The organism is Methylobacterium sp. WL119, assembly GCF_008039875.1.
In the GTDB taxonomy this organism is placed as follows: domain Bacteria; phylum Pseudomonadota; class Alphaproteobacteria; order Rhizobiales; family Beijerinckiaceae; genus Methylobacterium.
The window spans coordinates 103,441-128,166 of record NZ_VRUU01000006.1 but is presented as its reverse complement, the minus strand read 5'-3'; the positions used below and the strand labels follow the sequence as shown (position 1 = coordinate 128,166).

Below are 24,726 nucleotides of genomic sequence, written 5' to 3'. Positions count from 1 at the left end.
CCGCCCCAACTCAATCCCCCTCATGGCTTGGCCGCGGCCTGACCTCGACCCCCTCGAACCCGCGCGCCCTTCCGCCGACGCCCGTCGGGACATGCTTGTTCTTCTTGAAGCCGAGCTTGTCCAAGCGCTCGCCGAAGCTGGTCTGCGTGCCGGTCGGCTCATTGTTCGACCGCGCGTACTCGGTCCATGAAGCGAACAGTTCCGAGGTCGTCGCCTTGCGGTAGGGGTTGGTCTTGTCAACGACACACCGATCGTCGAGCCACTGGCTGAAGGTGTCCTGCGCGGTGAAATACTCGTCGGTGGCATCCTTCACGATCTCAGGGCGCACAAGGCGATAGGCCTGCCAGTCCAGGCATCCCTCGATCATCCAACGCAGGATCGCCGGCCACTCGTCGCGAAGCTTTTTCTCCAACCGGGGATCCGGGACGGCAGGCTTGAATAGAAACGGAAGCAGGTTGAACCGGCGCCGGGCCGCATCATCGACGTTTGACAGCCCGGGCTTATTGTTGCCGATGATGAGCAGCTTCAGGACAGGTGTGAACTCGAACTCGTCCTGCCGCATGTAACGGGCACGCATGACGTCGCCACCAGTAAGCTGCTTGATCCGACTCTCGGCCCACTGGCGCCCCTGCTCGGTCTCCGAAGCGGTGACGAGCCGGGCACCGCGCAGCGCGGCGATCTCCGTCGGGTGGCGATCGTGCTTTGCCGCCGTGAAGGTCTCCATGGCGGCGTTCAGCGCGTAGTCCGCGAGAATGCCGGCCAGGACGTGGATCAGCACGCCCTTGCCGTTCCCACCACCGCCGAAAGCGAAGCACAGCGCCTGCTCGCTGGTGTCACCGGTCAGGCAGTACCCGGCCCACTGCTGGATGAACCGGATGTACCCAGCATCGCCTTGGGTCACGTCCTGCAGGAATTGGAACCAGACGGGGCAATCCGAGGCGTCGGTCGGTGTCACCGCGGTGAGTTTCGTGATGCGGTCATTCCGATCCGCCTTCCGTAGCTTGCCGGTGCGCAGGTCGACTGTGCCGCCGGGCGTGCCCAGGAGCCACGGGTCTCGGTCCCAGCCCTCGATCGTCACTGCGAAAGCCGGATCGGAGCGGCAGAAGCGTTCGACACCGGCGGCGAAGCTCGTCTTCGAGGCGATGAACCGGGTCTTGGGATCCTCGTCCCGGCATAGTTCCCGGGCCAGCTCGCGCGCCCATTGGAAGGCCTTGCCCTGCCTGTTCGGGATCCAGGCGGCACCAGTCCACTCGTGCCATTTGCCGGTGTCGTGGCAGAACAGGAGTTCACCGGCATGCCGCTCAGCAAAGGTTCGGGCGGCCCAATCCTCGGTCAGCAGATCGCCGTTGCCGGGTGGCCTGGCACGGGGGCGCTGGCCGAACTCCGACAGGTTCAAGATATCCTCAAGGCCTGCTGCCACTACGCGCCTCCCTACGCCTGAGTTCGCGACGGGCAATCGAGCCGACCGTCTTCGTCACCTCCTCAGGCTTGAGCGGAGGTCGGCACCGGGCGAGGTTCCAAGCCTGCACCAGTTCATGCGCCACGGCCGGGTCGACGTAGCGCCGGAGCAGGTGACCGCTAAGCCTGGACACGGCGGTGTTGCGGCCACCGTCGGACACGCCCTCGGCGACGAGCCGGCGCCACTCCGACGGATCGCGTCCACCTCCGCCCTCGCGGGGCCGCGTGAGCGCTGTGGCCATCCATCCTGGCATCGGGGCCGGAACGACATCATCGGGGTGGTGGTCCACTGACCAGGCGTAGTGCCGTCCCGATGCATGGAGGCTCGGGGCGGCGACGACGTAGCCACCGGTCCCGCGGATATCGAGGCCAGGCGCTAGGCCTCCCTGGTCGCCTGCACTGTTCCGGATCTCGATCCCCGGGGGTGGCCGGAAGAAGATGTGTTGGCCACCGCCGCCGGTGAGTGCCCGGGTGGTCTCGGGCAGCGGGCCATGCTCGGCCTCGAGCGCTTCCAGGCTCGCGTCGCCGCCATGGCGCGGGTCGACGTCTAGGACAACGGAAGGCCCGGTTGCTAGCCCGATGTTGGCGAAGGGGGCCGTGGTGAACCAGTGTCGGACCACATGCTCGTGGTTCGTTGCGTTGGTTAGTCCCTTCGGCGCCAGCTTCGCCATGGGGTGCTTGCCGGCGTCCTCGCAAGCCAGCTTCCCACAGGTGCAGACGAGACGGCCGTCCGACCCTTCGCGCAGTCCATGAAGCGGGAAGACCTTCGCCCCGCGCTTGATGAGGTAGAGGGCGGCGTCCAGGCGATCCGTCATCGACAACCCCCATCGTGAAGCGGACCGCCGGGTAGCGCTACGGCCCTCCAGAGCATCGCCTCCTTTTCGGCGAAGTGAGGATGCCGCGCAGCGTATTGCGCCCAGAGGATCGCGATGCCGTCTTCTGGGGCGTCGCTGCCATCCTCATCTGCCGGCCCCGGTACGAAAGCCCGCAGCCGAACGCCGGGGGCAATGTTCTTCACCATCACGAACGGCGCGTCGCCGGGATCGGTGAAGACCGTCCCGCCGCAAACGGTTTCAAGCTGACCGAGCTCGGCGCGGCCCATCCGCCGCATGCGGTATTGCCGGTGCGGGAACCGCTCGAAGAACTTGCGGTCTGCATCGGTTGCCTGTTCGGCTTCGGTAGCGTGCCGCTGCATGGCGCGGCGCTGCTGACGGGAGAGTTGCATAGTCATGCGGCGCGCTCCCTAATCGTGCGGGAGGGCCGCAATTCATCAGCGAGACCAGCCGCGGTCATGAGGGCACTGGCCGCGCACCGGATCGAATAGGCCAAGCCGCGGGCGTCGCCGATGGCAGCGAACTCTGTCGCGGCGCGAGCATAAGACTCCGCGATCCGGGCAGCGTCACCGGCCGCTTCGTAGACAGGCACGAGATCAGGGGTCGGAAGGCGGTTGCCAACCTGGGTGCTATTCATCGCGCGCCCTCCCGGAGGAAGGTTCGAGCGGCGGTGCTGTTGGCGACGATGCCGAGCACCATGCCTTCCCGATCGATGACCGCCACGGAAGCAGAACCGGCTTTGAGCGCCGACCAGATTGGTTTCGATAAAAGTCGAGCAGCGCGCCCGGTGCGGGTCTCAGGCATGCCCGTCCTCCGAGGTCGACCGGATCACCCGGCCCAAGCGAGCCAGTGCCCATTTATCGAGAAGATCGACGGGATAGAGCGGGACTCGGCCAGCCTTCTGGAATGGAGGTCCACCGCCCAGGCAGGCGAGCTTCGCAAGCGTCGCGATCGCCATCTCGATCCCGTGCTCGTTGAGCAGGTACCGGCTGGCCTCCCAACGGCGAAGCCGTGGCTTGCCGGTCTTCGATGGCAGGCAAAGCTCCGCCGTTCCCCCGAGTAGGGGCGATTGCATCTCCGTCATTCGCTGATCCTATTGCTGGCCTAGAATTGTCTAGCGCCGTTTAAAAAGTTCACTCCTATGCACCCCCAGGCAAATTAGCCTTTACGTGTGCAATTATCGATTGAAGATCGATCAAAAGTAGTAGCCCTCCGGACTCATCGAGTATATTTCGAATGTCAACTACATCCAGATAAGGATAAAATCCGACTTCTTCAGTCGCCTTCGTACGTGAAATTCCTAAGATCGCGCTCATTCCAGGTCCTGGAATGTATGCAACTTTAATTGCGGACCTCAGAAACTCCTCAGCTGACCAGATTGCCTCTTTTGCTCCGACGCCAAACTCCGTTATGACGACAATCGCGCGGACGATGCAGATGTCGATGATCGAAAATCTGTTCCACTTCTGATCGTCCTTAGTCTCCGGGAATAGGCCGTTGCGATTTCGCCATGCTCGGAAGGTGACGGGCGAGCAGCCTGCCGCACGGGTCAGCACCGATGTGGTGTACTGCTTCGCCAACTCATTCATCTTGATACACTCGTATCACAATTGCGGAACGATGCAAGCGTATCACTCTTCTTTTTTGAGCGCCTCCCTTTTTTGGAGCGTCCTTCGCGCGCCTTCATTGTTCGAGATGCCGGCGCTGTTGGAAGGTGAGCACGTCGCCCATCGGTCAGGCCCCCACCTGCTTGGCGCCGGGCGCCGTCGTCGGGTCGGAAAGCCACCCGCGAATTTCATCAGAGGTCACGTCAGCACGCGGGATCGGCGAGAGCCCGGCCGCCGCGATCAGCCCGTGCAAGAAAGCCCGGCACCGCGCGGTGTCTGTGTCGGCATTGCTCCCATCCCAGGCCGCGCCTGCATCGTGCTCCAGGATCAGAGCTTTGAGCCCGAAGCCGAGAAGTGTGGTTGCCGGAAGGGCCATGGCGTGCCGAACGGTATCCTCACGGCCCAGGTTCGCGAAATGGCGGACCCGATCAATTGCGTTGTCCAAGCTCTCGGGCAGCGGCAAGCCGGCATCATCCTCACGGGCCATGGCTTCATCACCGACGCGAGTGAACCCCTCGTATTCCGCAACGAGGGCCGTCAACTCAGCCTCTACGGTAGACAGCCCAGGATGCGCCGCAGGAGACGTGCCGCGAAGCAAGGCCTGCGCTCGCTCGCAAAGCGCGGCATCCCCATCAAGCGCAGGATTAATCGGACCGGCTCCGAAGTAGCGGACGACCTAGTGCGCGAGGGCGACCCCCTGGCCGCCCAGGTCGCTCGCGACCGGCTCCGAGGCATCCGGTTCCGGCAACACCATGTCGGGCTCCGGGACGTACTCGCCAAAGGCGATGTTGCGGTAAGCGGTCGGCATCCAAGCGCCACGGGTGTTGCCGTAGCATTCGAGACCGTGGACCCCGGCAGCGCGCTCGATGACGGCCTTGGCGTAGGCGAGGCGTTCGGCATCCGAGGCTAGCGGGGTGTGAAGAACCGCCCGGAACGCGTCGCGTTCTTGCTCGGCGCGCGAACCGGCATCCTCCGTCTTGTAGACCTCAGCATAGAGCCGCCCCGCATAGGCTCGCAGATGTTCGTGGATCGCGGCCGACACGGCGGAGGAAGCCGGGGGCACGAAGGCGGTCGCGTCGGGCCGTCGATCCTTACCCGCATTCAAGGTCGAGGCCTTGGCCTTCATCGCGGCGAACCACTCGCGCAGGGTCGGCTTCGGGTCGGTGTTCGGGTGGCACTTCAATGAGTTGCGCATAGCGGCCTCCATCACGCGATCTGCAGAAAGCCGTAGGCGAGCACGCCCCCGGCAATGATCAGGACGGCGGAGACAAGCTCGCCGGCGAGGTCGAGGAAGCGCGGCGACCGAATGTGCGCGGTGTCGGGCCGGATCGGCGCGATTGCCTCCCAGGCCTCGACGGTGCCGGGTACGGCCTCGTCTGGCTCGATGATGGGCCTGGGGCGGGCATACAGGGCGGCGGTGAACCGGCGGCTGGCCGGCTTGGGGGCGAGTGGGGGCATTGCCATAACCGGGGGCTCCGGGGCTGAAGGTTTCGGGATGTGCGTGAGACTTCGCTTTCGCGCAGGCGTCAGAGCCGGCAGCGTTGCTCCTGCTGACCGCATCTGATAGAATATATATCGGTTGGCAGCGGTCGCCTGTCAATAGAAATTCTATCGAAGGGGCGCCGGCGTGCTATCAGTCCGACAGGTCAAGGCAGCGCGCGCGCTACTAGCGTGGTCGCAGGCCGACCTCGCGAAGGCCTCGGGGGTGTCTTACCCGACACTAGCGCGTCTTGAGTCCACGGACGGTCCGATCGGCGGCAGAGCTGATACCGGGGCCAAGCTCCAAACCGCCCTCGAAGCAGCCGGTGTCATCTTCATTGAAGAGAATGGCGAGGGACCAGGCGTGCGGCTCAAAAAGTCTGAGGTTTCACATTAATGGCCAACGAGCCCTGCATCCCTCCGGTACTCCCGGTGGTCGAACTCGATTGGCGCCGGCTGTTGCCACTAGTTGGAAAAGCAAATGCTGCGCTCGCACGCTATGACGGCATGCTACAAGCATTGCTCAACCCGGCTGTTTTGCTTTCGCCTGTGACGGCTAACGAAGCAGTGCTTTCTTCTCGGATTGAGGGCACGGTTGCTACTCTTGAAGAAGTTCTTCAACAGGATGCCGGTATCGAACAAGCCGCGAACCGCCATGCAGATCTCGAAGAAATATCCAATTATCGCAACGCGATGAGAGATGCAGAGCAGTCGCTTCAGCATCGTCCATTGTCTTTGTCACTCATCAAGGGTGTGCACCAACACTTATTACAAGGCGTTAGAGGGCACGACAAAGCGCCAGGGAATTTTAGGAATGATCAAAATTGGATTGGGCGCCCGAACTGCAAAATGGAGAACGCTAGATTTATTCCTCCTAGTCCTATTGTTTTGCCACAAGCCCTAGACGATTGGGCAATCTATCTCGCTTCGGAAGAAGAAGACCCGATCGTTCAGGTCGCAGTTGCACACGCACAATTTGAAATTCTTCACCCATTCAAAGATGGAAATGGTCGCATAGGAAGAATGATTATTCCTCTACTTCTTTTTCAGAAAAAAACTCTTTCTAGTCCTATGTTTTACTTATCTGAATTTCTCGAAAGCCATAGAACCGAGTATTATGATGCGTTATTGAGTATTACAAAGCACGGCGATTGGCAGTCTTGGATTGAATTTTTTCTGACTGCAATAATAAGCCAAGCCGATGTAAATCTGGAAAAAGTGAAGAATATCCTGATATTATATGAAAGCAAGAAGCAGAAGTTTATTGATGCAACTCGGTCTCAGTTTGCAGTCCCTGCACTAGATGCCTTTTTCATGAGGCCGATAATTAACACGACCGATTTTGCGACCCATGCCGGGATCGAGAACCGTGTCACAGCGAATGGCATCATCACGCAGCTTCATGCTCAGGGCCTGATCCATAGGGTGCGCAAGGGCGCCGGTAGAACTCCAAGCGTGTTTGCACTGCCCGAATTGATCAACATCACCGAAGGCCGAGAGGTCATGCCACTTGCGTTAGGCGAAAGCTGATCTACTTAACGCAACACATTTTGTGTAAGGCCGGCTAGGGGCGAATCGGGTCGCGTAAGATGGAACGCCTGCCGCCTTACACAACGCCTTTTGCGTTAGGCGCAGGCAACAGAAGGTCGAGCAATCGGGCCGCCCCTGCAAGCCTCGTTGCGAAGGTCCAGCAAGCCGCTCATCCGCTCCGATACGCCTTGGGCTGCTGCTACCAGCGCCACATCTGGCACATGTGCATAGCGAGCTGTCACCCCCGGCACGCTATGGCCCAGCAGCCCCGCGATGGTCAGTTCCGAGTAGCCCATCCCGGCAGCGGTCGCGGCGAACGTGTGTCGCAGGACGTGGAGCGTTACGCTCTTCAGGCCGGCGCGCTCGCACAGCCGATCCAGCACCTTCGGCAGGCCGACGAAGTGCCCACCGCTACGCTCGCCCGGGAACGCCCATGGCGAGCCCGTCGGAGCGGGCAGGGCGGCGAAGGCGGCCTTGCCGATCGGCCGGAGCTGAGCACCGCTCTTGGTGTCCCCGAAGCGGATGCAGCTGTGCTCCTCGTCGAGCCAGGCACGGGGCAGGGCGAGCGCTTCCATCCGCCGGCAGCCCGTGAGCAGCAGGAACCGTACGGCCGCGATCCCCACTGCCGTCTCGCCTTGGTCCTCGGCCTCGCGCATGGACGCCCCCAGCCGGTGGATCTCGGCGGCCGATAGGAACCGACGCTGCTTGCCGTCGGGCGCGCGCTGGACGCCTCGGGCCGGATTGGCCGTGATGATTTTTTTCCGCTTGGCGAACTCTAGGATGGTGCCGAGCATCCCGACCGTGCGGGCTGCCACGCCCTTGCCGCCGGTGGTGATGCCGCCGATGCCGGCGCGGGCTGCAGCCGTCTTCCCGGCCGCGATGTCCCGGTGCATGGCCTCGACGTCGTCAGAGGTGAGGGCAGGGACCCTACGAGCGCCCAGGAGCGGCTTCACGTGACGATCGATGCGGCTGCGGTCCATCGCCAGCGTCGAGGCCTTCACACGGCCCTTGGCATCCTCAAGATAGAGGTCGCAGAGTTCGGCCACCGTGATTGCGTGCCGGATGCGGTGACGGTCGGCTGATGGGTCCTCGCCCTTGGTCGAGGCGCCGAGCTTTTCCCGCGCCGCCCGCCTGGCCTCGTCGGGCGTGACGGCGCCGACCCGGGCGAGGGTGAGCTTGCGCTGCCGGCCTTCCTCTGTCCGGTAGAACACGAAGTAGGATGCGACGCCGCTCGGCTGGACCCGGACGCCGAAGCCCTTCAACTCGCTGTCCCAGACCTGCACTTCGCGCGTCGGATTTGGCTCGATCGCGTCGACGACGCGCTTCGTGATCTTCGGCATGGATGACCCCAACCCTGTTGCTCACTCCGCCACGGAAGCAGGGCGGAAGCAGATGGGCGGAAACCGAGCCCCAACTGCGCACAGAGCAGCAAACTCGGATTAGGCCGATCCGCAAGAAGGATCAGGAACTTGGCAACGTCGAGCAATCACGGGGAAAGACGCGAAATGTGCCGAACCTAAACTTGCCAAGGTTGGGGTCGAGGGTTCGAATCCCTTCGCCCGCTCCAATTCAGGTACTGATCGAACTGCAAGAGCTGGCTCAGGCCGGCTTTTTGCGTTTCGGGACCGTCTTCGGAAATCGCGGCCTTTCATGATCGAGCCGGCCGTCGCGCCTCGTGCGTGTGGGCCGCGCCTTCCCGCTCGATCATCGCGGCGCGCGCGATGCGTCTTCGTTCAGAATGCCGCGCAGGGCTTTCCGCCGGGCAGCACGACTTCCTCGCGCCCGAGATAGGTCTTGCCGGCCCGCACCGGCCAGGTCTTGCTGACCACGAACGTCCAGCGGTTCAGGACGGGGAAGACGCCGAACACGGCGGTGTAGGGCAGGCGCAGCTCGGCCATCACCAGACGGTCCCCGGGGCTTGCCGTTCCGGCCGGCGCGGGGCCGATCGTCGAGCCGGCCGCGCGCTGCGTGTCGTTGCGCGCGACGCTGGAGCAGACCTTCGCCACGGGGGTCGACCCGTCGAGGTAGATCCCGCCGGCGGTGAGCACGATGCCTGCACGGCCGAGGTCGTACGGGCTCGAGACGGCCTGTGCGGCGGCGTAGACGTCGGCGATGTCGGTCACGTCGGCGCGCGAGATCAGGTCCGCCATCGTCGTCGCCGCGAGCGAGACCCGGCGCCCCGTGGTGATCGCGCGCGGAAGCTCGATCGAGGCCATGAACATCAGGACCAGGATCGGGGCGATGAAGGCGAACTCGACGCCGCTGACGCCGCCTTCCGCACGCGCGAACCGCCCGAGGCCGCCCCGGCCCGCCGTCATTGGCAGGGCTTCGCGTCGTAGGCTTCCGCCCGGAAGATCACGGTCGAGACGAGGAGCTGGCGGTTGTCGGCGAGGCGACGCCCGGTGAAGTCGAGGAACGCGAACAGCCGCAGGATCGGGACGGCCGCGCGGATCGCGATCACGTCGTCCCCCGTCGGGCACTGGAACTGGGTGCCGAAACTCTGCGAGACGGTCTTGGTCTGTGTGTCGTAGGGCTCGGACACCTGCGAGCCCTTGAAGGTCTCCGCCCGCGTCACGTCGAGGCGGACGTCCCGGCAGGCGAAGAAGAGGCTGGAATTGCCGCACATCAGCTGCCGCAGGCGCTGTGCCGGATCCGAGCCGTCGGCCCGGTCTTGGAACTCGCCCGTCCGCAGCAGGCGCGAGGCCCGGTCGACGGACACGTCGAGGGTCTGCTGGGCCAGCACGACCACGCCGGATTCGGCGACGACGCCGAGCAGGGCGATGAAGGGCAGCGCCAGCATCGCGAACTCGACGGCGGCGACGCCGCGACGGTCGCCCAGCAGGCCCGCCCGGATCGGAGCCGCCGCGGACACGAACCGGACCCGCGCCCATGCGTGAACCGATGCGCGGCGAAGCCACGCCCGGAGATCCGCAGCGCGAACGGCGATCGAGCCGACGGGTCCGGGCCGATCGATCGGCAACGTGCAGCGTGTCCTGGGCGTCCGACGCATTCTCGGCCTGAAGGGCATCGGATCGCCGATCGTCGGCCCGGTCCTACCCCGAATGGACCGCAGTCTACGGTGGTAGAGCTTTAAAATTCCTGAGGCCGGGCAAGGCAATCGCAGCGGCGACGACGCGATCCGAGCGGCGAACAGGCCTACAACCTGGGGTAATACCGATATTCGATGCCGGCCGGGCGCTACGGTCGATATCGTCGACAAACCGCCGCAAAATTCTACCTGTAGATGTAGATTCAGGCTCGATCCTGCAACGGTTCTCGTCCGGAGACGAGCATCGACCCTAATAATTCAATCCTTGATTGTTTTCATCAAGTCCTGCACGCCAGACGCGATCACTCTGCGCCCGCCTCCATCCGATCGGATCGAGAGGGCCTTTCATTAATCCGAAGCCTGTAGACCCGTCGGTTCAAGATGGGCCGAGGAGGCGGTCGGGATGGGGAGCGGGTGGCGAACGGGGCATCGCGGCGGCGTGGCGTTCGCGTCCGCGGCGTCTCGCTTCCGGGCGTTCGGAGCCGACGGACGCGGCGCCGTGGCCGTCATCTTCTGCCTCTGCGCGACGATGCTGCTCGGCCTCGTCGGCGGCGGCGTCGACTATGCGCGCCTTGCGGCCCGGCGGAACCAGTTGCAGGCCGCCGTCGACGCCGGAGCGCTCGCCGGCGGCAACGCCCTCAAGCTTGCCCTGTCGAGCACCGCCGCGGTGGTCGGCGTCACCGAGCAGACGGTGCGATCGGAGGCAAAATCGCCGCCGGACCGGCCGCTGACCGTGCAGGTCACGGTCGCGCCCGACAAGACCAATGTCGCGGCGATCGCCGCCGAGAGCTACAATCTGTCCTTCGGCAGCTTCGTCGGGATGCCCGCCGCCAAGCTCGCGGTGAAGGCGCAGGCGAGCGTCGTCGGTCGGATGCGCCTGTGCATGCTGGCGCTCGACCCCTTCGCCGCCGGCGCGTTCAACCTGCAGAAGAACGCGCAGGTCACCGCCACCGATTGCGCCCTCTACTCGAACTCCGTCTCGGGGACGGGAATGGTGGGCCAGGACAACGCGATCGCCAAGGCGCAGACGATCTGCTCGGCCGGTGGCTACCTCGGCGTGCGCGCGAACTTCAGCCCGACGCCGCAGACCGGGTGCCCGGTGATCGAGGATCCGCTGAAGGACCGCGCCGCGCCGCCGATCGGCGCCTGCGCGACGCTGCCGTTCCCGCTCAACCTGCTCAACGTGCGCGCGATCAAGACGATCGACAGAGACATCACCCTGGAGCCGGGCACCTATTGCGCCGGCCTGCACATCACCAAGGACGCCGTCGTCACGCTGAAGCCTGGCATCTACGTGATGAAGGACGGTCCGCTCGTCGTCGACAAGAAGGCGACGCTCACCGGCACCGACGTGGCCTTCTACTTCACCGGGAACAACGGCGGCCTGGTCTTCGACAAGAAGACCACCATCAGCCTGACCGCCCCCACGACCGGGATCATGGCTGGCCTGCTGCTGTCGGAGGATCGCGGGGTCATCCTGCCGATCGATCCGACGGCGCTCGTCGAAACCCTGCTCGGGGACATCATCAGCCCGACGCCGCCGCCGCTCGCCTTCACCAAGCCGGTGCGGACCTACCGCATCATCAGCGACAACGCCCGCACCATGCTCGGCACGATCTACCTGCCGGCGGGCCGCCTTGTGATCGACGCATCCAGGCCGGTGGCCGACCAGTCGGCCTACACCGTGATCGTGGCCCAGCAGATCAACCTCTACGAAGGCCCGAACCTCGTCCTCAACGCGAATTACGGCGCGACGAGCGTGCCGGTGCCGAAGGGCGTCGGCCCGGTCTCCGGCCGGCTGCTGCTGACGCAATGACGACGGGCCCCCTTCACCGCCGACGGGATGGAGCCTCATGCTCGCGCTGATCCTCGATGATGCGGAACTCAACAACCTGCTCGTCGTCCAGGCGCTGAAGCCCGTGCCCGACTGCGAGCCGGTCGAGTTCACCTGCCCCGTCGCGGCGCTGGCGTTCCTGCGCGACAACGTCGAGCGCATCGGCATCGCCATCACCGACTACGACATGCCGGGGATGACCGGGCTCGAGTTCATCGCGGCCGCGCGGGGCGTGGCGGGCTTCGCGCACGTGCCGATCGTCATGGTGACGAGCATGGACCAGCGCACGATCCGCCGTCAGGCGCTCGATGCCGGCGCCACCGACTTCCTGGGCAAGCCGTTCGACCCCGCCGAGATCCGGGCGCGCGTCGGCAACCTGATGAAGATCAGCCACGCCCACCGTCAGGAGCAGGACCGCGCGGCGTGGCTGGCGCGCGAGGTCGCCGCCGCCGTCTCGGTGATCGAGGCGCGCGAGCGCGAGATCATCGACCTCCTGATGCGCGCGGCCGAGCACCGCGACACCGACACCGGCAACCACATCGCGCGGGTCTCGACCTATGTCGGCATCATCGCGAAGAACCTCGGCTTCGACGCCGAATATTGCCGCCTCCTGAGCCTCGCCTCGACGATGCACGACGTCGGCAAGATCGGCGTGCCCGACGCGATCCTGCTCAAGCAGGGCGCGCTCTCGGTCGACGAGCGCAGCGAGATGGAGAAGCACGCCGAGCGCGGCCGCCGCATCCTCGAAGGCAGCACCTCGAACGTGGTTCAGCTCGCCGCCGAGATCGCCGCGAGCCACCACGAGCGCTGGGACGGCACCGGGTATCCGGCGGGCCTGGCCGGCGAGGCGATCCCGCTGTCGGGCCGCATCGTCGCCGTGGCCGACGTGTTCGACGCCCTGGTCTCGGAGCGGCCGTACAAGGAAGCCTGGTCGCTCGAGAAGGCGCGGGCGCTCCTGTCCGACAACGCAGGCTCACACTTCGACCCGGCCTGCGTCGCGGCGTTCCTGGCCGGCTGGGGCGAGGTCGAGCGGCAATGGCTGCGCGCAGCCGCGTGAGCCGAGGCGATCGGATGCGACGTTCGAAGGAAGGCCGGGGCACGATGCGTCGGAAGGCACTGGACCCGCGGCGGTCCCTGGCGGGCCGGGTCGCCTGGGCGGTCGTCGGCGCCGTCGCGGTAGCGCTCCTTGTCGCGACCACGCTCTCGGTCTGGCGCGAGGTCGACCGCTACGCCGCCGACAAGCGCGAGGCCCTGCGCACGGTCGCGCGCGTGCTCGCGCAGAGCGGCGCCGGCGCCATCGCGAGCGACGACGCGGATGCGGCCGACACCACCCTTCGGGCGATCGCGCGCAACCCCTCGCTGGTCTACGCCGCGCTGATTCGCCCGGACGGCAGCATCCTCGGCGAGCAGGGCATCGGGCTCAGGCTGTCGAACGACCTCGACCTCGACGCCGCCGAGCAGCCGTCGCTCCTCGCTCTGCTCCTCACCCGGACCCTCAAGGTCGGCGAGCCGGTGCTGGAGAACCAGCGCGAGATCGGCCGGGTCGTGGTGGTGGCCGAGACCGGCGACCTCGCCGACCGCCTCGGCGGCGTCGCGCTCAACGCGCTGCTCGCCGGCCTCGTCGCGGTGGCCGTCGGCCTCGCGGTCTCGCTCAGGCTCCAGCGCGCCGTGACGCGGCCGCTGACCGCGCTCGCCGGCACCATGGACGCGGTGCGCTCGCGCCACGACTACAGCCGACGGGCCGACGTCACCACCGACGACGAGGTCGGGGCCCTGGCCCAGACCTTCAACGACCTGCTCGGCGCGGTGAACGTCCGCGACCGGCAGCTCGCCGCCTACAGCACCGGGCTGGAGGAGGAGGTCCGCGTGCGGACCCACGATCTCAGCGAGGCGCGGGAGCAGGCGGACGCCGCCAACGCCGCGAAATCCACCTTCCTCGCCACCATGAGCCACGAGATCCGCACGCCTATGAACGGCATGCTGGTGATGGCCGAGCTCCTGGCCGCCACCGACCTGCCGCCGCGCCAGCGCCGCTACGCCGAGGTAATCGCGCGCTCGGGACAATCGCTGCTGGCGATCATCAACGACATCCTCGACTTCGCGAAGGTGGAGGCCGGCAAGCTCGAATTAGAGCGCGCCGCGATCAGCCCGGCCGAGATCGCCGACTCGGTCGTCACGCTGTTCGGCGAGCGCGCCCGCACGGTCGGGCTCGACCTCGCGGCCGAGATCGGCGCGGACGTGCCCGCCGGCATGGTCGGCGACCCGGTGCGCCTCGGCCAGGTCGTCAGCAACTTCGTCTCCAACGCCCTCAAGTTCACGGAAGCGGGCCACGTCCTCGTCCGCATGAGGACCTGCGACGGCGGGCGGATGCTGGAGATCGCCGTCGTCGACACCGGCATCGGCATTCCGCAGGACAAGATCGCCGGGGTGTTCACCGCCTTCACCCAGGCCGACCAATCGACCACGCGCCGCTTCGGCGGCACCGGCCTCGGCCTCTCGATCGCGGAGCGCCTGATCGCGGCGATGGGCGGCGGCGTCGGCCTCGAGAGCCGCGTCGGCGAGGGCTCGACCTTCTGGGCGCGGATCCCGATCGAAGCGCCGGAGACGGCCGAGACGATCCGCCGGTCGGCCGAGGCGCCGAAGGGCGTCGTGCTCGCCGGCCTCGGCGGTGCGACACGCGTGGCGCTGGCGGCGGGCCTCGTCGAGGCGGACCTCGCCCCGCTTGCGGACACCGCGCCGGATCGCGCACCCTGGATCATGGATGCGGCCGAGCTGCTCGCGCGGGGGCGCCGCCCGGACGCGGCCCTGCGGGTGGTCGCGGTGGTGCCGATGGGCGATCCGGCCGGTCAGCAGGCGCTCCGCGCCGGGCTCGCCGACGAGGTCTTGCGCTGGCCCGTGGTGCAGGCAGAGTGGCGGCCGGTGCTGGCAGCGCTCGCCGCCGACCGCCCGTTCGCCGCGAACGCGCCGCGTTCCACTACCTCCGCCGACGCCCTGCCGCGCTTCCCTCAGGCCCGCGTGCTCGTCGCCGACGACAGCGCCGTGAACCTGGAGGTCGCGATCGAGGCGCTGGCGCGCTGCGGCGTGACGGACGTGATCACCGTCGGGGACGGCGCGCAGGCGATGGCCGCGAGCGCGGCCGCCCATTTCGATCTGGTCCTGATGGACGGCAGCATGCCGGTTCTCGACGGGTTCGAAGCGACGCGCGCGATCCGCCGCCGCGAGGCCGAGACCGGCGCCGCCCGCCTGCCGATCGTCGCGATGACCGCGCACGTGATCGGCGACGGAGCGCTCGCGTGGCAGGACGCCGACATGGACGGGACGCTGGCAAAACCCTTCACCCTGGCCCAGCTCGCGCAGGTGCTCGGCCGCTTCGTCGTGGCCGACGCGCCCGGTGCGGACACGCTTGCGTCCCGGGTGGACGCCTTCGACGAAGCAGGCTCGGACCAGCCTTCCGCCCCCGGGCTCCTCGACAGCGAAACCCTCGAAGGCCTCGCCGAGATGGGCGACGGCGCCTTCCTGGCGCGCGTGCTCGGCCTCTACACCGGGCAGGCGCCGGCGGCGCTGACCGCGCTGGAAGCCGCGATCCCCGGAGGCGAAGCCGGCACCGTCGCCAGCGCCGCCCACGGCCTGAAGTCGATGAGCGCGAACATCGGCGCGACGCGGCTGGTCGGGTTGCTCGCCGCGGTCGAGGGCGGGGCTCGGAGTTCGGGCACCATCCCCGATGCGGGGCAGATGGCGGAGATCCGTGCGGCGTTCGCGGAGACTTTGTGCGCGCTCGCCGCTTACGGGGCGCGCAGGGATCTCGCTGCGTAGGCGAGCGCCTTCAGCCGAACTGCTCGCGCAGGATGCGCTCGTCGAGGCTGTGGCCGGGGTCGTGCAGCAGCACGAGATCGGTCTCCCGGTCGAGCCAGGTGTCGACCATCGACACCCGGCGGAACTCGGTGTGGTCGGCCACCGCCGCGACGGGCCTATGCTCGGCGTCGAGCACCTCGATCCGGATGTGGGCGTGGTCCGGCAGCAGCGCGCCGCGCCAGCGCCGGGGCCGGAACGCCGAGATCGGCGTCAGCGCCAGGAGCTTGGCATTGAGCGGCAGGATCGGGCCCCCGACCGACAGGTTGTAGGCGGTGGAGCCGGCCGCGGTGGCGGCGAGCACCCCGTCGGCGATCAGCTCGGGCAGCCGCACCTGCCCGTCGACCGAGATCTTGAGCTTGGCGGTCTGGTGGGTCTGGCGCAGCAGGTAGACCTCGTTGATCGAGCGCGCGCGGTGGCTGCGCCCCTCGGTGTCGTGCGCCTCCATCAGCAGCGGGTGGACGACGCTGCGATGCGCGGCCTCCAGGCGCTCCAGGAGGGTATCCTCGCGGAACTCGTTCATCAGGAAGCCGACGGTGCCGCGGTTCATGCCGTAGATCGGCTTCTTCGCGTCCATGAAGCGGTGGAGCACCTGCAGCATCAGGCCGTCGCCGCCGAGGGCGACCACCACGTCGGCCTCCTCGGGCGCGACGTGGTCGTAGCGCCGCATCAGGGCGGCGGCCGCCTCGCGGGCGTCGGGCGTCGGGCTCGCGACGAAGGCGACCTTGTGGAAGCGCGGCATGCGTGACCCGGACCCACCTGAGTTGACGCGGAGCCGGAGCGGGGCTCAATCGTGCGCGTGCACCATGCTTCGTGCGTGCGCCCAGTCGTTCAGAGAGCCATAGCATGGAGCGTCCGCTCCTCGTCTATACCACGTTCCCCGATGCCGAGACGGCGCTCGCCGTCGGCGAGACGCTGGTGCGGGACAAGCTCGCCGCCTGCGTCAACGTGCTGCCCGGGATGCGCTCGGTCTACGCCTGGAAGGGCGCGATCGAGCACGGCAGCGAGGTCGTCGCGATCGTGAAGACGCGCACGGGCCTGTCGGACACCCTCGCCGCGGCCCTGAAGGCGCGCCATCCCTACGAGACGCCGATCGTCCTGCACCTCGCGGTCGCCGAGGCGGATGCGGAGACGGCGGCGTGGATCCTCTCGGAGACTCAGGCGCCGCCGGTCGGATAGCTGCGGCCCTTCCAGACGGCGGCGCCGGCGCGCTTGCGGCGCAGCAGCACGTTCCACTGGATCGCCAGCGCGACCACGACCGCCGCGGGGTGGAGCGGGATGGTCGCGGCCGGCTCGTCGGTCACCAGGGTGATCGCCGTGCGGGTCGCCAGCGAGACGGCGAGCGCCGCGAACGCCAGGAACCAGGTCGCAGCGTCGAGGCCGCCGAGGAGGCCGGCCAGCACCAGCACGGGCGGGAGGACGTGGCCGAGGCCGAGCAGGGCGGTCCAGACCGGCAGCGCCACCGGCGTCGCCATGCCCTCGTGGGCGTTCTTCGAGAACCCGGCCCAGCACTGCGAGAATCCCGTATACATCCGGCAATCGGCGAGCGCGTGCCCGGCGACGAGGTCGGTGCGGTGTCCGGCCGCGCGCAGCAGCCGGGGCAGCTTCACCCCGTCGTGCAGGAAGCGGCGGATGGCGCCGTGGCCGCCGATCGCCGCGTAGGCGTCGCGCCCGATCAGGAGGAGCTGCCCGCAGGCCGTGCCCAAAGCCGGGCGCATCGAGGCGCGCATCATCGCCACCGGCAGGTAGCCGACGAGCAGGAAGTTGATCATCGGCACGGTGAGCTTCTCGCCAAGCGTACCCATCACCTGCCGCGGCACCGCGCTGACGAGGCCCGATCCGGTGCGGCGGGCATGGGCGACGAGGCCGGCCGCCGCGAACGGCTTGAGCCGCACGTCGGCGTCGACGAAGAGCAGATGCGCGCCACGTGCCTCGCCGGCGAGGTGGGCGCAGGCGTGGTTCTTGCCGGTCCAGTCCTCCGGCAGCGGCGGCACAGGCACGAGGCGCAGGCGCGGCTCGCCGGCGGCGATGCTCGCGACGATCTCGGCGGTGGCGTCGGTCGAGTGGTCGTCGCCGACCAGCACCTCGACGGCGACGCCGACGCCGGCGAGCGCCGCCCGAACGGTCGCCGCGATATGGGCGGCCTCGTTGCGCGCCGGGATGAGGATCGAGACGAGGCCCGCCTCCGGCCCGTCCGGCTCGGGCGTGCGCAGCAGCGTCAGGTTCATCGCGGCGAGGACGGCCGGCAGGAGCGCGGCCGCGAGCGCCAGGATCGCGAGGGCGGGCAGCACGAGGTCGACCATCAGCGCTGCGCTTCCTCGGCCCGGGTCTCCCGCCCGGCCGCGGCCCGGTGGCCGGCCTCGAAGCGCCGCCCGCGCAGGGCCGCCGCCATCCGCCGCCAGCCGTCGTACAGGCCGCCGACGCCCTGGCGCCCCGCGGCGAGGTCGTGGAACCGCGCCGGATCGCGGGCGATCACGTCGGCGCTCAGGCGATCGAGGACGGCGGTGAGGTCGGCCTCCAGCCGCGCGAGGCGCTCGCCGCGGGGCAAATCGCCCAGGGTCCGCCCGGACACGGGTTGGCCGAAGGCCGCGCAGGCCTCGGCGCCGCTCTCGTCCCAGAACGCGTATTCGAGCGCCAGCGGCACGAACTGCGCGTCCGGCGCGATCTCGGCGAGCCGGGCGACGCCGGCGCGCAGGGCAAGCGGCCGGCTGCGCACGTCGGCGAAGCGCCCCTGGGCGGTGATCCAGAGCACGCTCGCGGGCCGGGCCAGGATCTCGCGCGAGGCCGCCATGAACTGCGCCGCGCCGCGCGGCGTGTCGAGGTCGACGCCGAACGCGCCCATCCGGCGGAAGACACCGTAGCGTTCCAGCATCCGCGCGTCGAACGGCGCGTAGCTCGACCGCTCGGGAAACAGGCGCCCGGCGAGCAGGATGATCACCGCCGCATCCCACCAGGCCGGATGGTTGCAGTAGACCACCACCGGCCCCGGGCCGAGCTCCGGCGCCGCCCCCCAGCGCGCGAGGCGCAGGGCGTTCATCCGCCGCCGGAGGAAGCGATCGAAGTAGGCGACCATGAACCGCCACACCACCGGCGAGGCCGGCGGCGGCGCCCGGAACCGGCGGCTGCGATCGGGCGCATCGGCCATGGGTTCAATCCCGGACCGGACCGGGCGGCAGGATGCCGGGTGCCGCTTCGCCGGTCACGCGGATTCGCGCAGCTGCCCGCGGGCGTCGGCGTCGTGCGCGTCGGCGGCGATCCAGCCCGACATCATCACCATCGGCATGCCCGGCCCGGGATGGGCGGCGCCGCCGGCGAGGTAGAGGTTGCGCACCTGCCGCGAGCGGTTGCCCGGCTTGAACGCGCCCATGACCTTGCCGTGGGAGGCCAGCCCGTAGATCGCGCCGTTGAGCACGTGGTAGCGCTCGTGGATGTCCTGCGGCGTGAGGTGGCGCTCGACGACGATGCGCTCCTCGAGGTCGGGCATGCCGGCCGTGCGCTTGAGCTTGTCGAGGATCACCTGCCGGTAGGCCGGGAACATCGTCTTCCAGTCGTGGTGCGGGCGCAGGTACGGCGTGTGGACCAAGACGTAGAGCGCCTCGCCGCCCTCGGGCGCCACCGACGGATCGGTGGAGGAGGGCGCCGCGAGGTAGGCGGTCGGGTCCGGGGCCGGCTCGCCCTTGCGGTAGATCCAGTCGAACTCCTCCTCGGGGTCCTTGGAGAAGACGAAGTCGTGGTGGTTCAGGTGCTCGTAGCGCTTGTTCAGGCCGAGGTAGAGCACCACGCCGGAGCAGGCCGGCTCGGGGTTCTTCTTCGCGTAGGCCTTGCCGGCGTCGCCGCCGACCAGTTCCTTATAGGTCCGCACCGAATCCATGTTCGAGATCACCGCGTCGTAGGCGGTGGTGCCGGACTTGGTCCGCACGCCCTTCACCGCGCCGGCCGAGACGTCGAGGCCCAACACCTCCTCGCCCGGCTTCAGCGTCGCGCCGAGCTCGGTCGCGAGCTTGGCCAGCGCCTCGGCGACGGCCCGTGTGCCGCCCATCGGGTACCAGACCCCCTCCGCCGTCTGCATGTGCGCGATGGCGCAGAGCACCGCCGGCGCGCCGTAGGGCGAGGAGCCGACATACTGCACGAAGTGGTCGAGCATCTGCGCCAGGCGAGCATCCTTCACCTTGCCGCGGATCGTGCTCGCCACCGAGGCGTGCATCCGCAGCGCGAGCACGTCGCGCAGGGTCCCGGGGTTGAGGTTCGCGCGGACGTTGATCGTGTCGAACAGGTCCTCCACCGGCTTCCAGAAGAAGAATTTTTCCGAGATCTGGTGCAGGTTCTCGGAAACCTCCAAGAACTTCCTGTAGCCCTCGCCGCTCCCGGCGCCCGGCGCGAAGCGATCCATGTCGGCGGCCATGCGGGCGACGTCCTGCATCAGGTCGATGCGGGTGCCGTCGTCGAAGAAGCAGCGCCACTGCGGATCGAGCCGGCGCAGGTCGAGATAGTCGTGCAGGTTGCGGCCCGCCTCGGCGAAGATGCGCTCCAGCACGCGCGGCACGGTGAGGATCGTCGGCCCCATGTCGAACCGGAAGCCGCCCTCGTGCAGCACCGCGGCCTTTCCGCCGAGCCAGTCGTTCTTGTCGTAGACCGTGACCCGGTGTCCGCGCGCCGCGCTCACGCAGGCGGCGGCCAAGCCGCCGAGCCCGCTGCCGACGACGGCGACCGTGGAATCCTGGCTCATGGCGTTCGATACTCCCGGCACGCCCGCGACGACGGCGTCCCCTCGATTGAAGCTAGGCAGAACCGATCGGCGGTCAACGCGCCACCGGGTCGCGCCGGGTCGACCATCGTCATGCCGTCCGCCGCGAAACGAGCATCAAGGCGGCCCCGAGCCCGGCCAGCCCGATCGCCGACAGCACGCCCCAGGCAGCCAAAGCCGCGGCGGCGCCGTCGCCGAGGGCGCCCTGGTAGGCCTCGATCGCCCAGGCGTTCGGCGTGAACCAGCCCGCCTGCTGCAGCCAGGGCGGCATCAGGAAGCGCGGCACCATGCTGCCGCCGACCGCCGAGAGCAGCAGCACGCCGAAGGTCGAGGCGAGGTGCGCCTGCTGGCGGGTCGCGGCGGCGGCGCAGGCGGCGAGCGCGAGCCCGGCCGCCATCGCCGAGACCAGCGCGCAGGTGACGAGGAAGGCCGGCCAGTGCGGGCCGATCTCGACGCCGTAGAGCAGGGCCGCGGCCGCGAAGATCAGCCCGGCCTGGGCGACGCCCTGCACGGTGAGGAAGGCGAACTTGCCCAGCACGATGACGCCCAGGCCGCCGGGCCCCGCCATCAGCCGGTCGGCGAGGCCGGTGGCGCGCTCCTCGGTGAGCGACATCGCCCCCTGCATCGCGGCGAACAGCAGGAACACCGCGGTGATCGCACCGGCATAGTAGCGCACGCGCTCGTTGGCGGCGCCTTCCGCGGTGCTGCGCCGCTCGACCAGCGAGGCGAAGCTGAACGGCTCCTTCTTCGCGCGCTGCTCGGCGAAGGCCTCGTCGAGGAAGGCGCGCTCGTCGGCGCCGATCTTGCCGCTGCGCTCGACATCGGCGACGACCCGCGACAGCACCACGTCGGGCAGCGCCTCGTTCAGCACCCGCTGGAGCTGGCCGAGGGCGATCGGGGTGGCGAGCGCCTTGGCCGGGCTCTCGACCAGCACCACCGGCTGCTCGGACGCCGCACCGGCCACCGGTGCTGCGAGGTCGCTGCGGATCACCAGCGCCACGTCGACGTCGCCGCGGCGCACCGTGGCGACGATTCCGGCCAAGTCGCGCTCGGGCAGGCGGGTGACGCGGAGCGACGGGTCGGCCTCCAGGGCCTTCATCAGGCGCTCGGTGGTGGCGGTGCCGGCGAGGTCGGCGAGCCCGAGATGGATGCGGATGCGGTCGCCGATCGCGCCCGAGAAGATCGCGGCGAAGATCACGAAGATGACGGTCGGCAGCACGAAGGCCATCGTCAGGGCGGCGCGGTCGCGGATCAGGCTGATCCACATCACGCGGAAGGCGGCGCCGATCATCGCGCGGCCTCGGCCAGGCGCAGGCCCGCGGGGCCGCCGTCGAGGGCGTCGAGGTAGAGCGCCTCGAGGCCGGGCGCGCGCACGCGGACCTCGTAGGCCGGCACCGCCTGCGCCCGCAGCGCGTCGAGCAGGTCCGCGCCGTCGAGCGGGCGGGCGAGGCCGGGGGCGGCGCGCCAGACCAGGGGGGTGTGCGAGGGCGCGAACCCGGCGCGGCGCAGGGCCTCGTCGGCGGCGGGGCCGGCCGGCAGGCTGAGGGCGACCTCGCGCTCGGGAATGCCGGCACGAAGCTCGGCCAGCATGTCCGCGAGCGTACCTTCGCGGACGATGCGGCCACCGGCCATGAAGGCGGCACGGTCGGCGAGGCGCTCGGCTTCGGCGAAGTCGTGGGTGGCGATCAGGATGGCGGTGCCCTCTTCGCGCAGGCGCCCGAGCACGGCGTGGATCGCGGCGCGGGCGACGAGATCCACCCCTTGCGTCGGCTCGTCGAGCAGCACCAGGGCCGGCCGGCACATCAGGCTCGCCGCGATGTTGACCCGCCGCTGGTAGCCGCCCGAGAGCAGCCCGACCGGGCGCCCGGCCGCCTCGGCGATGTCGGTGAGCGCCATGGCCTCCGCCACGGCCATGGCGCGCTCACGCCGCCCGATGCCGGCGAGCTGCGCGAACACGCCGAGATTCTCGGCGACGGTGAGGCGCGGGTAGAGCGCGATCTCCTGCGGCACCCAGCCGATCGCCCGCCGCGCTGCGCGCACCCGGAACGGATCCTGGCCGCCGACCCGCACCGTTCCGGCCTGCGGCGCGAGGCGCCCCGCGATCAGGCGCATCAGCGAGGTCTTGCCGGCGCCGTTCGGCCCGAGCAGCGCCAGGATCTCGCCCGCGCCGAGGACGAGATCGACCGCGTCTAGCACGCGTCGATCGCGATAGGCGAGGGCGGCGCCCGCGACGCGGACGAGAGGCTCCGTCACGCGGCGCCTCAGCGTCGGGGCAGGGCGCGGGCGAGGCCGACCCGCAGCGCGGTCCCGGGTTCGCGCAGGTCGAAGGCGGCCTGCGCGAAGGTCGGGCGGGCCTTGAGACCGACGCCCCCGGAGAAGCCGTAGGGCTCGATCGGCAGGCCGAGGCCGGTCCGGTCGAGCTTGCGGTTGCCGTTGACGTCCTCGAACGCCGCGACGGCGTAGCGGCCGGCCGGAACGTCGCGGAACACGACGTTCACCGTCCCGCCGCGCGCGGTCAGCTCCTGCCCGAGGCTGCAGGCCTCCTCGGACAGGCCGCCCTGGCACAGGGCGACGGACACGGAGGTGCCGGGGTCGGCCCCATCCACCACCACCTCGACGGTGGCCGCCGCCGCCGGCAGGGCGACGACGACGGCCACCGCGGCGAGCGCGAGGCGCCTCGGGGCGCGGCCGGAATGCGGAATGGGAGTCGGCGTACGGAGCGTGCGGGGCCCAGCGACGCTCACGAGGTCTCGCCGCCGGTGGCGAGCGCCGCGGTCTCGGGCACGCCGGAGGTCTCGGCGACGCGGGCGCCGGCCAGCTCCTCGATGAGCAGGCGGGCGGAGATGCGCGCGCCCTCGTAGATCACCGGCAGGCCCGAACCCGGATGCGTGCCGCCGCCGACGAGGTAGAGCCCCGGCCCGAAGCGGTTGTGCGGGCGGAAGTACAGCATCTGCATCAGGTCGTGGGCGAGGTTGAAGGTGGCGCCCTCGTAGACCGCGAACTCGTCCCGCCACTCGACCGGGTCGACGATCCGCTCGAAGCGGATGCGGCTCTCGATGTCGTCGAGACCGAGGAGCTTCAGGCGTTCCAGCACCAGGGCCCGATAGGTCGCACGGGTGGCGGGCCAGTCGATCCCCGCCTTCAGGTTCGGCACCGGCACGAGGACGTAGAGGGCGGTATGGCCGGGGGGCGCCATGCCGCCGTCGGTGTAGCCGGCATGCTGCACGTAGACCGAGGGCTGCATCGGCAGGATGCCGTCGGTGATCTCGCGGATGTTGCGCGCGTAGTCCTCGGCCAGGAGGATGGTGTGGTGCCCAAGGGTCTCGGGCATCTTACCCTCGATGCCGAGGTACATCATGAAGGTCGAGCACGAGAGGCGCGCCTTCTCGATCTTCCGGTCGCGCCAGCGCGGGCGGTGCACTTCGGGGACGAGATCCTGGATCACCTGCGCGAAGTCGCCGTTGATCACCACCGCGTCCGCGGCGATCCGCTCTCCGTCCACGATCACGCCGTCGGCGCGCTTGCCGTCGAAGGTGACGCGCTCGACCGAGGTCCCGAGCCGGATGTCGACGCCCATGCGTCGGCAGAGGCCGGCCATCGCCTCCGAGATCGCGCCGCACCCGCCGACCGGGTGGTAGACCCCGTGCTCGTATTCGAGGAACGACAGGATCGTGAACAGGCTCGGGCAGCGGAACGGCGACATGCCGAGGTACTTGGTCTGGAACGCGAAGGCGAGGCGGACCCGCGGATCCTTGAAGTAGCGCTGCAGGTCGCGGTCGACGCTGCGGCCGGGATGCAGGTGGGGCAGCGCCCGCAGCATCCCCGGGCTCGCCATGCTGCGGAGGGTGTGGAACGCCTGCTCCAGCACCGGCTTGAAGAACTTCAGCTTGACCCGGTTGTCGGCGAAGAACTGCTTGACGTTCTTGGCGTCGTCGGGCGCGATGCGGGCGATCTCGGCTTCGAGGCGGTCCATGTCGCCGGTGGCGCGGATCTCGCCGCCGGCCTCGAACACGAGGTGGTACTGCGGATCGAGCCGCTCGAGCTTGACGTGATCCTCCAGCCGCTCGCCGCAACTGTCGAAGATGTCGGCCAGGATCTGTGGATAGAGGAAGAAGGTCGGGCCGATGTCGAACTTGTAGCCGCCGGGGGCCTCGACCGTCTTGGTGCGGCCGCCGACCTGCTGGTCCTTCTCGATCAGCGTGACCTGAAGGCCGGCGCGCGCCAGCAGCAGGGCCGTGGCGAGGCCGCCCGGCCCGGCACCGACGACGACGACCCGGCGCCCGGACAATGTCCGCAGGCCCTCCCGTGACTGAAGCAACGCGCCCGACTCCCAGACCAGAACC

At 68.7% G+C, this 24,726-nt stretch carries 26 protein-coding genes; 6 read left to right on the top strand and 20 right to left on the bottom strand.

Translation table 11 applies throughout. From position 1 onward, the window contains the following. Window positions 1–10: 10 nt before the first annotated feature. The 9 genes from FV227_RS05160 to FV227_RS05120 all read right to left on the bottom strand — a co-directional run bounded on the left by FV227_RS05160 (window position 11) and on the right by FV227_RS05120 (window position 5,362). Entirely contained in the window at window positions 11–1,396 is a 1,386-nt protein-coding gene (locus FV227_RS05160) for a phage/plasmid primase, P4 family (protein WP_246686671.1), read from the bottom strand. A gap of 7 nt (window positions 1,397–1,403) precedes the next feature. Further along, entirely contained in the window at window positions 1,404–2,273 is an 870-nt protein-coding gene (locus FV227_RS05155) for a bifunctional DNA primase/polymerase (protein ID WP_147858451.1), read from the bottom strand. Further along, complete coding sequence (locus FV227_RS05150) at window positions 2,270–2,689, bottom strand: hypothetical protein (RefSeq protein WP_147858450.1); 420 nt, start codon at window positions 2,687–2,689, stop codon at window positions 2,270–2,272. The genes FV227_RS05155 and FV227_RS05150 overlap by 4 nt, the downstream gene beginning before the upstream one ends. 235 nt (window positions 2,690–2,924) lie before the next feature. Beyond that, a complete protein-coding gene (locus tag FV227_RS28840; protein ID WP_187274683.1) occupies window positions 2,925–3,095 on the bottom strand; it encodes a hypothetical protein in 171 nt (56 codons plus the stop codon). Then, the gene (locus FV227_RS05140) at window positions 3,088–3,375 is read right to left on the bottom strand and encodes a hypothetical protein (protein ID WP_348642544.1); all 288 of its coding nucleotides are present in this window, start codon (window positions 3,373–3,375) and stop codon (window positions 3,088–3,090) included. The genes FV227_RS28840 and FV227_RS05140 overlap by 8 nt, the downstream gene beginning before the upstream one ends. Window positions 3,376–3,430: 55 nt before the next feature. Then, entirely contained in the window at window positions 3,431–3,880 is a 450-nt protein-coding gene (locus tag FV227_RS05135; RefSeq protein ID WP_147858448.1) for a hypothetical protein, read from the bottom strand. Between the two features lie 145 nt (window positions 3,881–4,025). Continuing rightward, window positions 4,026–4,439: a hypothetical protein gene (locus FV227_RS05130; RefSeq protein WP_147858447.1), complete on the bottom strand. Its 414-nt coding sequence runs from the start codon at window positions 4,437–4,439 to the stop codon at window positions 4,026–4,028. Window positions 4,440–4,574: 135 nt separating this feature from the next. After that, a complete protein-coding gene (locus tag FV227_RS05125; RefSeq protein WP_147858446.1) occupies window positions 4,575–5,093 on the bottom strand; it encodes a hypothetical protein in 519 nt (172 codons plus the stop codon). 11 nt (window positions 5,094–5,104) lie between these two features. Then, complete coding sequence (locus FV227_RS05120) at window positions 5,105–5,362, bottom strand: hypothetical protein (protein WP_147858445.1); 258 nt, start codon at window positions 5,360–5,362, stop codon at window positions 5,105–5,107. Between the two features lie 163 nt (window positions 5,363–5,525). Between FV227_RS05120 and FV227_RS05115 the strand changes: the two genes are divergently transcribed. Together FV227_RS05115 and FV227_RS05110 are read left to right on the top strand one after the other, a co-directional pair. Continuing rightward, on the top strand, window positions 5,526–5,774 hold the full coding sequence (locus FV227_RS05115; RefSeq protein ID WP_147858444.1) for a helix-turn-helix transcriptional regulator: 249 nt from the start codon (window positions 5,526–5,528) through the stop codon (window positions 5,772–5,774). 35 nt (window positions 5,775–5,809) lie between these two features. After that, the gene (locus tag FV227_RS05110; protein ID WP_210246698.1) at window positions 5,810–6,907 is read left to right on the top strand and encodes a Fic/DOC family N-terminal domain-containing protein; all 1,098 of its coding nucleotides are present in this window, start codon (window positions 5,810–5,812) and stop codon (window positions 6,905–6,907) included. Window positions 6,908–7,002: 95 nt separating this feature from the next. Here FV227_RS05110 and FV227_RS05105 read toward each other — a convergent pair whose 3' ends face one another. The 3 genes from FV227_RS05105 to FV227_RS05095 form a co-directional block, all read right to left on the bottom strand. Continuing rightward, window positions 7,003–8,247, bottom strand: a complete 1,245-nt coding sequence (locus tag FV227_RS05105) for a site-specific integrase (protein ID WP_147858442.1) — start codon at window positions 8,245–8,247, stop codon at window positions 7,003–7,005. Window positions 8,248–8,640: 393 nt separating this feature from the next. Beyond that, a complete protein-coding gene (locus FV227_RS05100; protein ID WP_147726298.1) occupies window positions 8,641–9,225 on the bottom strand; it encodes a TadE/TadG family type IV pilus assembly protein in 585 nt (194 codons plus the stop codon). Continuing rightward, the gene (locus tag FV227_RS05095; protein WP_187274682.1) at window positions 9,222–9,779 is read right to left on the bottom strand and encodes a TadE/TadG family type IV pilus assembly protein; all 558 of its coding nucleotides are present in this window, start codon (window positions 9,777–9,779) and stop codon (window positions 9,222–9,224) included. Before FV227_RS05095 ends, FV227_RS05100 begins: the two co-directional genes overlap by 4 nt. 676 nt (window positions 9,780–10,455) lie before the next feature. Between FV227_RS05095 and FV227_RS05090 the strand changes: the two genes are divergently transcribed. From FV227_RS05090 to FV227_RS05080, 3 genes are read left to right on the top strand one after another with little or no spacing between them, the layout of a single operon-like run. Continuing rightward, a complete protein-coding gene (locus FV227_RS05090) occupies window positions 10,456–11,772 on the top strand; it encodes a Tad domain-containing protein (protein ID WP_246686610.1) in 1,317 nt (438 codons plus the stop codon). Window positions 11,773–11,809: 37 nt separating this feature from the next. Continuing rightward, the gene (locus tag FV227_RS05085; protein ID WP_147726301.1) at window positions 11,810–12,847 is read left to right on the top strand and encodes an HD domain-containing phosphohydrolase; all 1,038 of its coding nucleotides are present in this window, start codon (window positions 11,810–11,812) and stop codon (window positions 12,845–12,847) included. A gap of 44 nt (window positions 12,848–12,891) precedes the next feature. Then, window positions 12,892–15,603: a hybrid sensor histidine kinase/response regulator gene (locus FV227_RS05080; protein WP_147858440.1), complete on the top strand. Its 2,712-nt coding sequence runs from the start codon at window positions 12,892–12,894 to the stop codon at window positions 15,601–15,603. 10 nt (window positions 15,604–15,613) lie between these two features. Here FV227_RS05080 and FV227_RS05075 read toward each other — a convergent pair whose 3' ends face one another. After that, complete coding sequence (locus FV227_RS05075) at window positions 15,614–16,381, bottom strand: NAD kinase (RefSeq protein ID WP_147726303.1); 768 nt, start codon at window positions 16,379–16,381, stop codon at window positions 15,614–15,616. A gap of 104 nt (window positions 16,382–16,485) precedes the next feature. On the opposite strand from FV227_RS05075, the gene cutA reads away from it, so the two are divergent. Next, on the top strand, window positions 16,486–16,818 hold the full coding sequence (gene cutA / locus FV227_RS05070) for a divalent-cation tolerance protein CutA (RefSeq protein WP_147726304.1): 333 nt from the start codon (window positions 16,486–16,488) through the stop codon (window positions 16,816–16,818). On the opposite strand, the gene FV227_RS05065 is transcribed toward cutA, so the two are convergent. The 7 genes from FV227_RS05065 to crtI (FV227_RS05035) form a co-directional block, all read right to left on the bottom strand. After that, window positions 16,797–17,942 carry a glycosyltransferase family A protein gene (locus tag FV227_RS05065; protein ID WP_147726305.1) on the bottom strand — a complete coding sequence of 382 codons (1,146 nt, stop codon included), beginning with the start codon at window positions 17,940–17,942 and terminating at the stop codon, window positions 16,797–16,799. The genes cutA and FV227_RS05065 overlap by 22 nt on opposite strands. After that, on the bottom strand, window positions 17,942–18,712 hold the full coding sequence (locus FV227_RS05060; protein ID WP_147858456.1) for a lysophospholipid acyltransferase family protein: 771 nt from the start codon (window positions 18,710–18,712) through the stop codon (window positions 17,942–17,944). Before FV227_RS05060 ends, FV227_RS05065 begins: the two co-directional genes overlap by 1 nt. A 126-nt stretch (window positions 18,713–18,838) precedes the next feature. Then, the gene (gene crtI / locus FV227_RS05055; RefSeq protein WP_147729536.1) at window positions 18,839–20,365 is read right to left on the bottom strand and encodes a phytoene desaturase family protein; all 1,527 of its coding nucleotides are present in this window, start codon (window positions 20,363–20,365) and stop codon (window positions 18,839–18,841) included. A gap of 109 nt (window positions 20,366–20,474) precedes the next feature. After that, window positions 20,475–21,674 carry an ABC transporter permease gene (locus FV227_RS05050; RefSeq protein WP_147858439.1) on the bottom strand — a complete coding sequence of 400 codons (1,200 nt, stop codon included), beginning with the start codon at window positions 21,672–21,674 and terminating at the stop codon, window positions 20,475–20,477. Beyond that, window positions 21,671–22,636: an ABC transporter ATP-binding protein gene (locus FV227_RS05045; RefSeq protein WP_147858438.1), complete on the bottom strand. Its 966-nt coding sequence runs from the start codon at window positions 22,634–22,636 to the stop codon at window positions 21,671–21,673. Before FV227_RS05045 ends, FV227_RS05050 begins: the two co-directional genes overlap by 4 nt. 8 nt (window positions 22,637–22,644) lie before the next feature. Next, window positions 22,645–23,040: a DUF2141 domain-containing protein gene (locus FV227_RS05040; RefSeq protein ID WP_243949250.1), complete on the bottom strand. Its 396-nt coding sequence runs from the start codon at window positions 23,038–23,040 to the stop codon at window positions 22,645–22,647. 83 nt (window positions 23,041–23,123) lie between these two features. Further along, window positions 23,124–24,701, bottom strand: a complete 1,578-nt coding sequence (crtI, locus tag FV227_RS05035) for a phytoene desaturase family protein (protein WP_147729199.1) — start codon at window positions 24,699–24,701, stop codon at window positions 23,124–23,126. Window positions 24,702–24,726 lie beyond the last annotated feature (25 nt).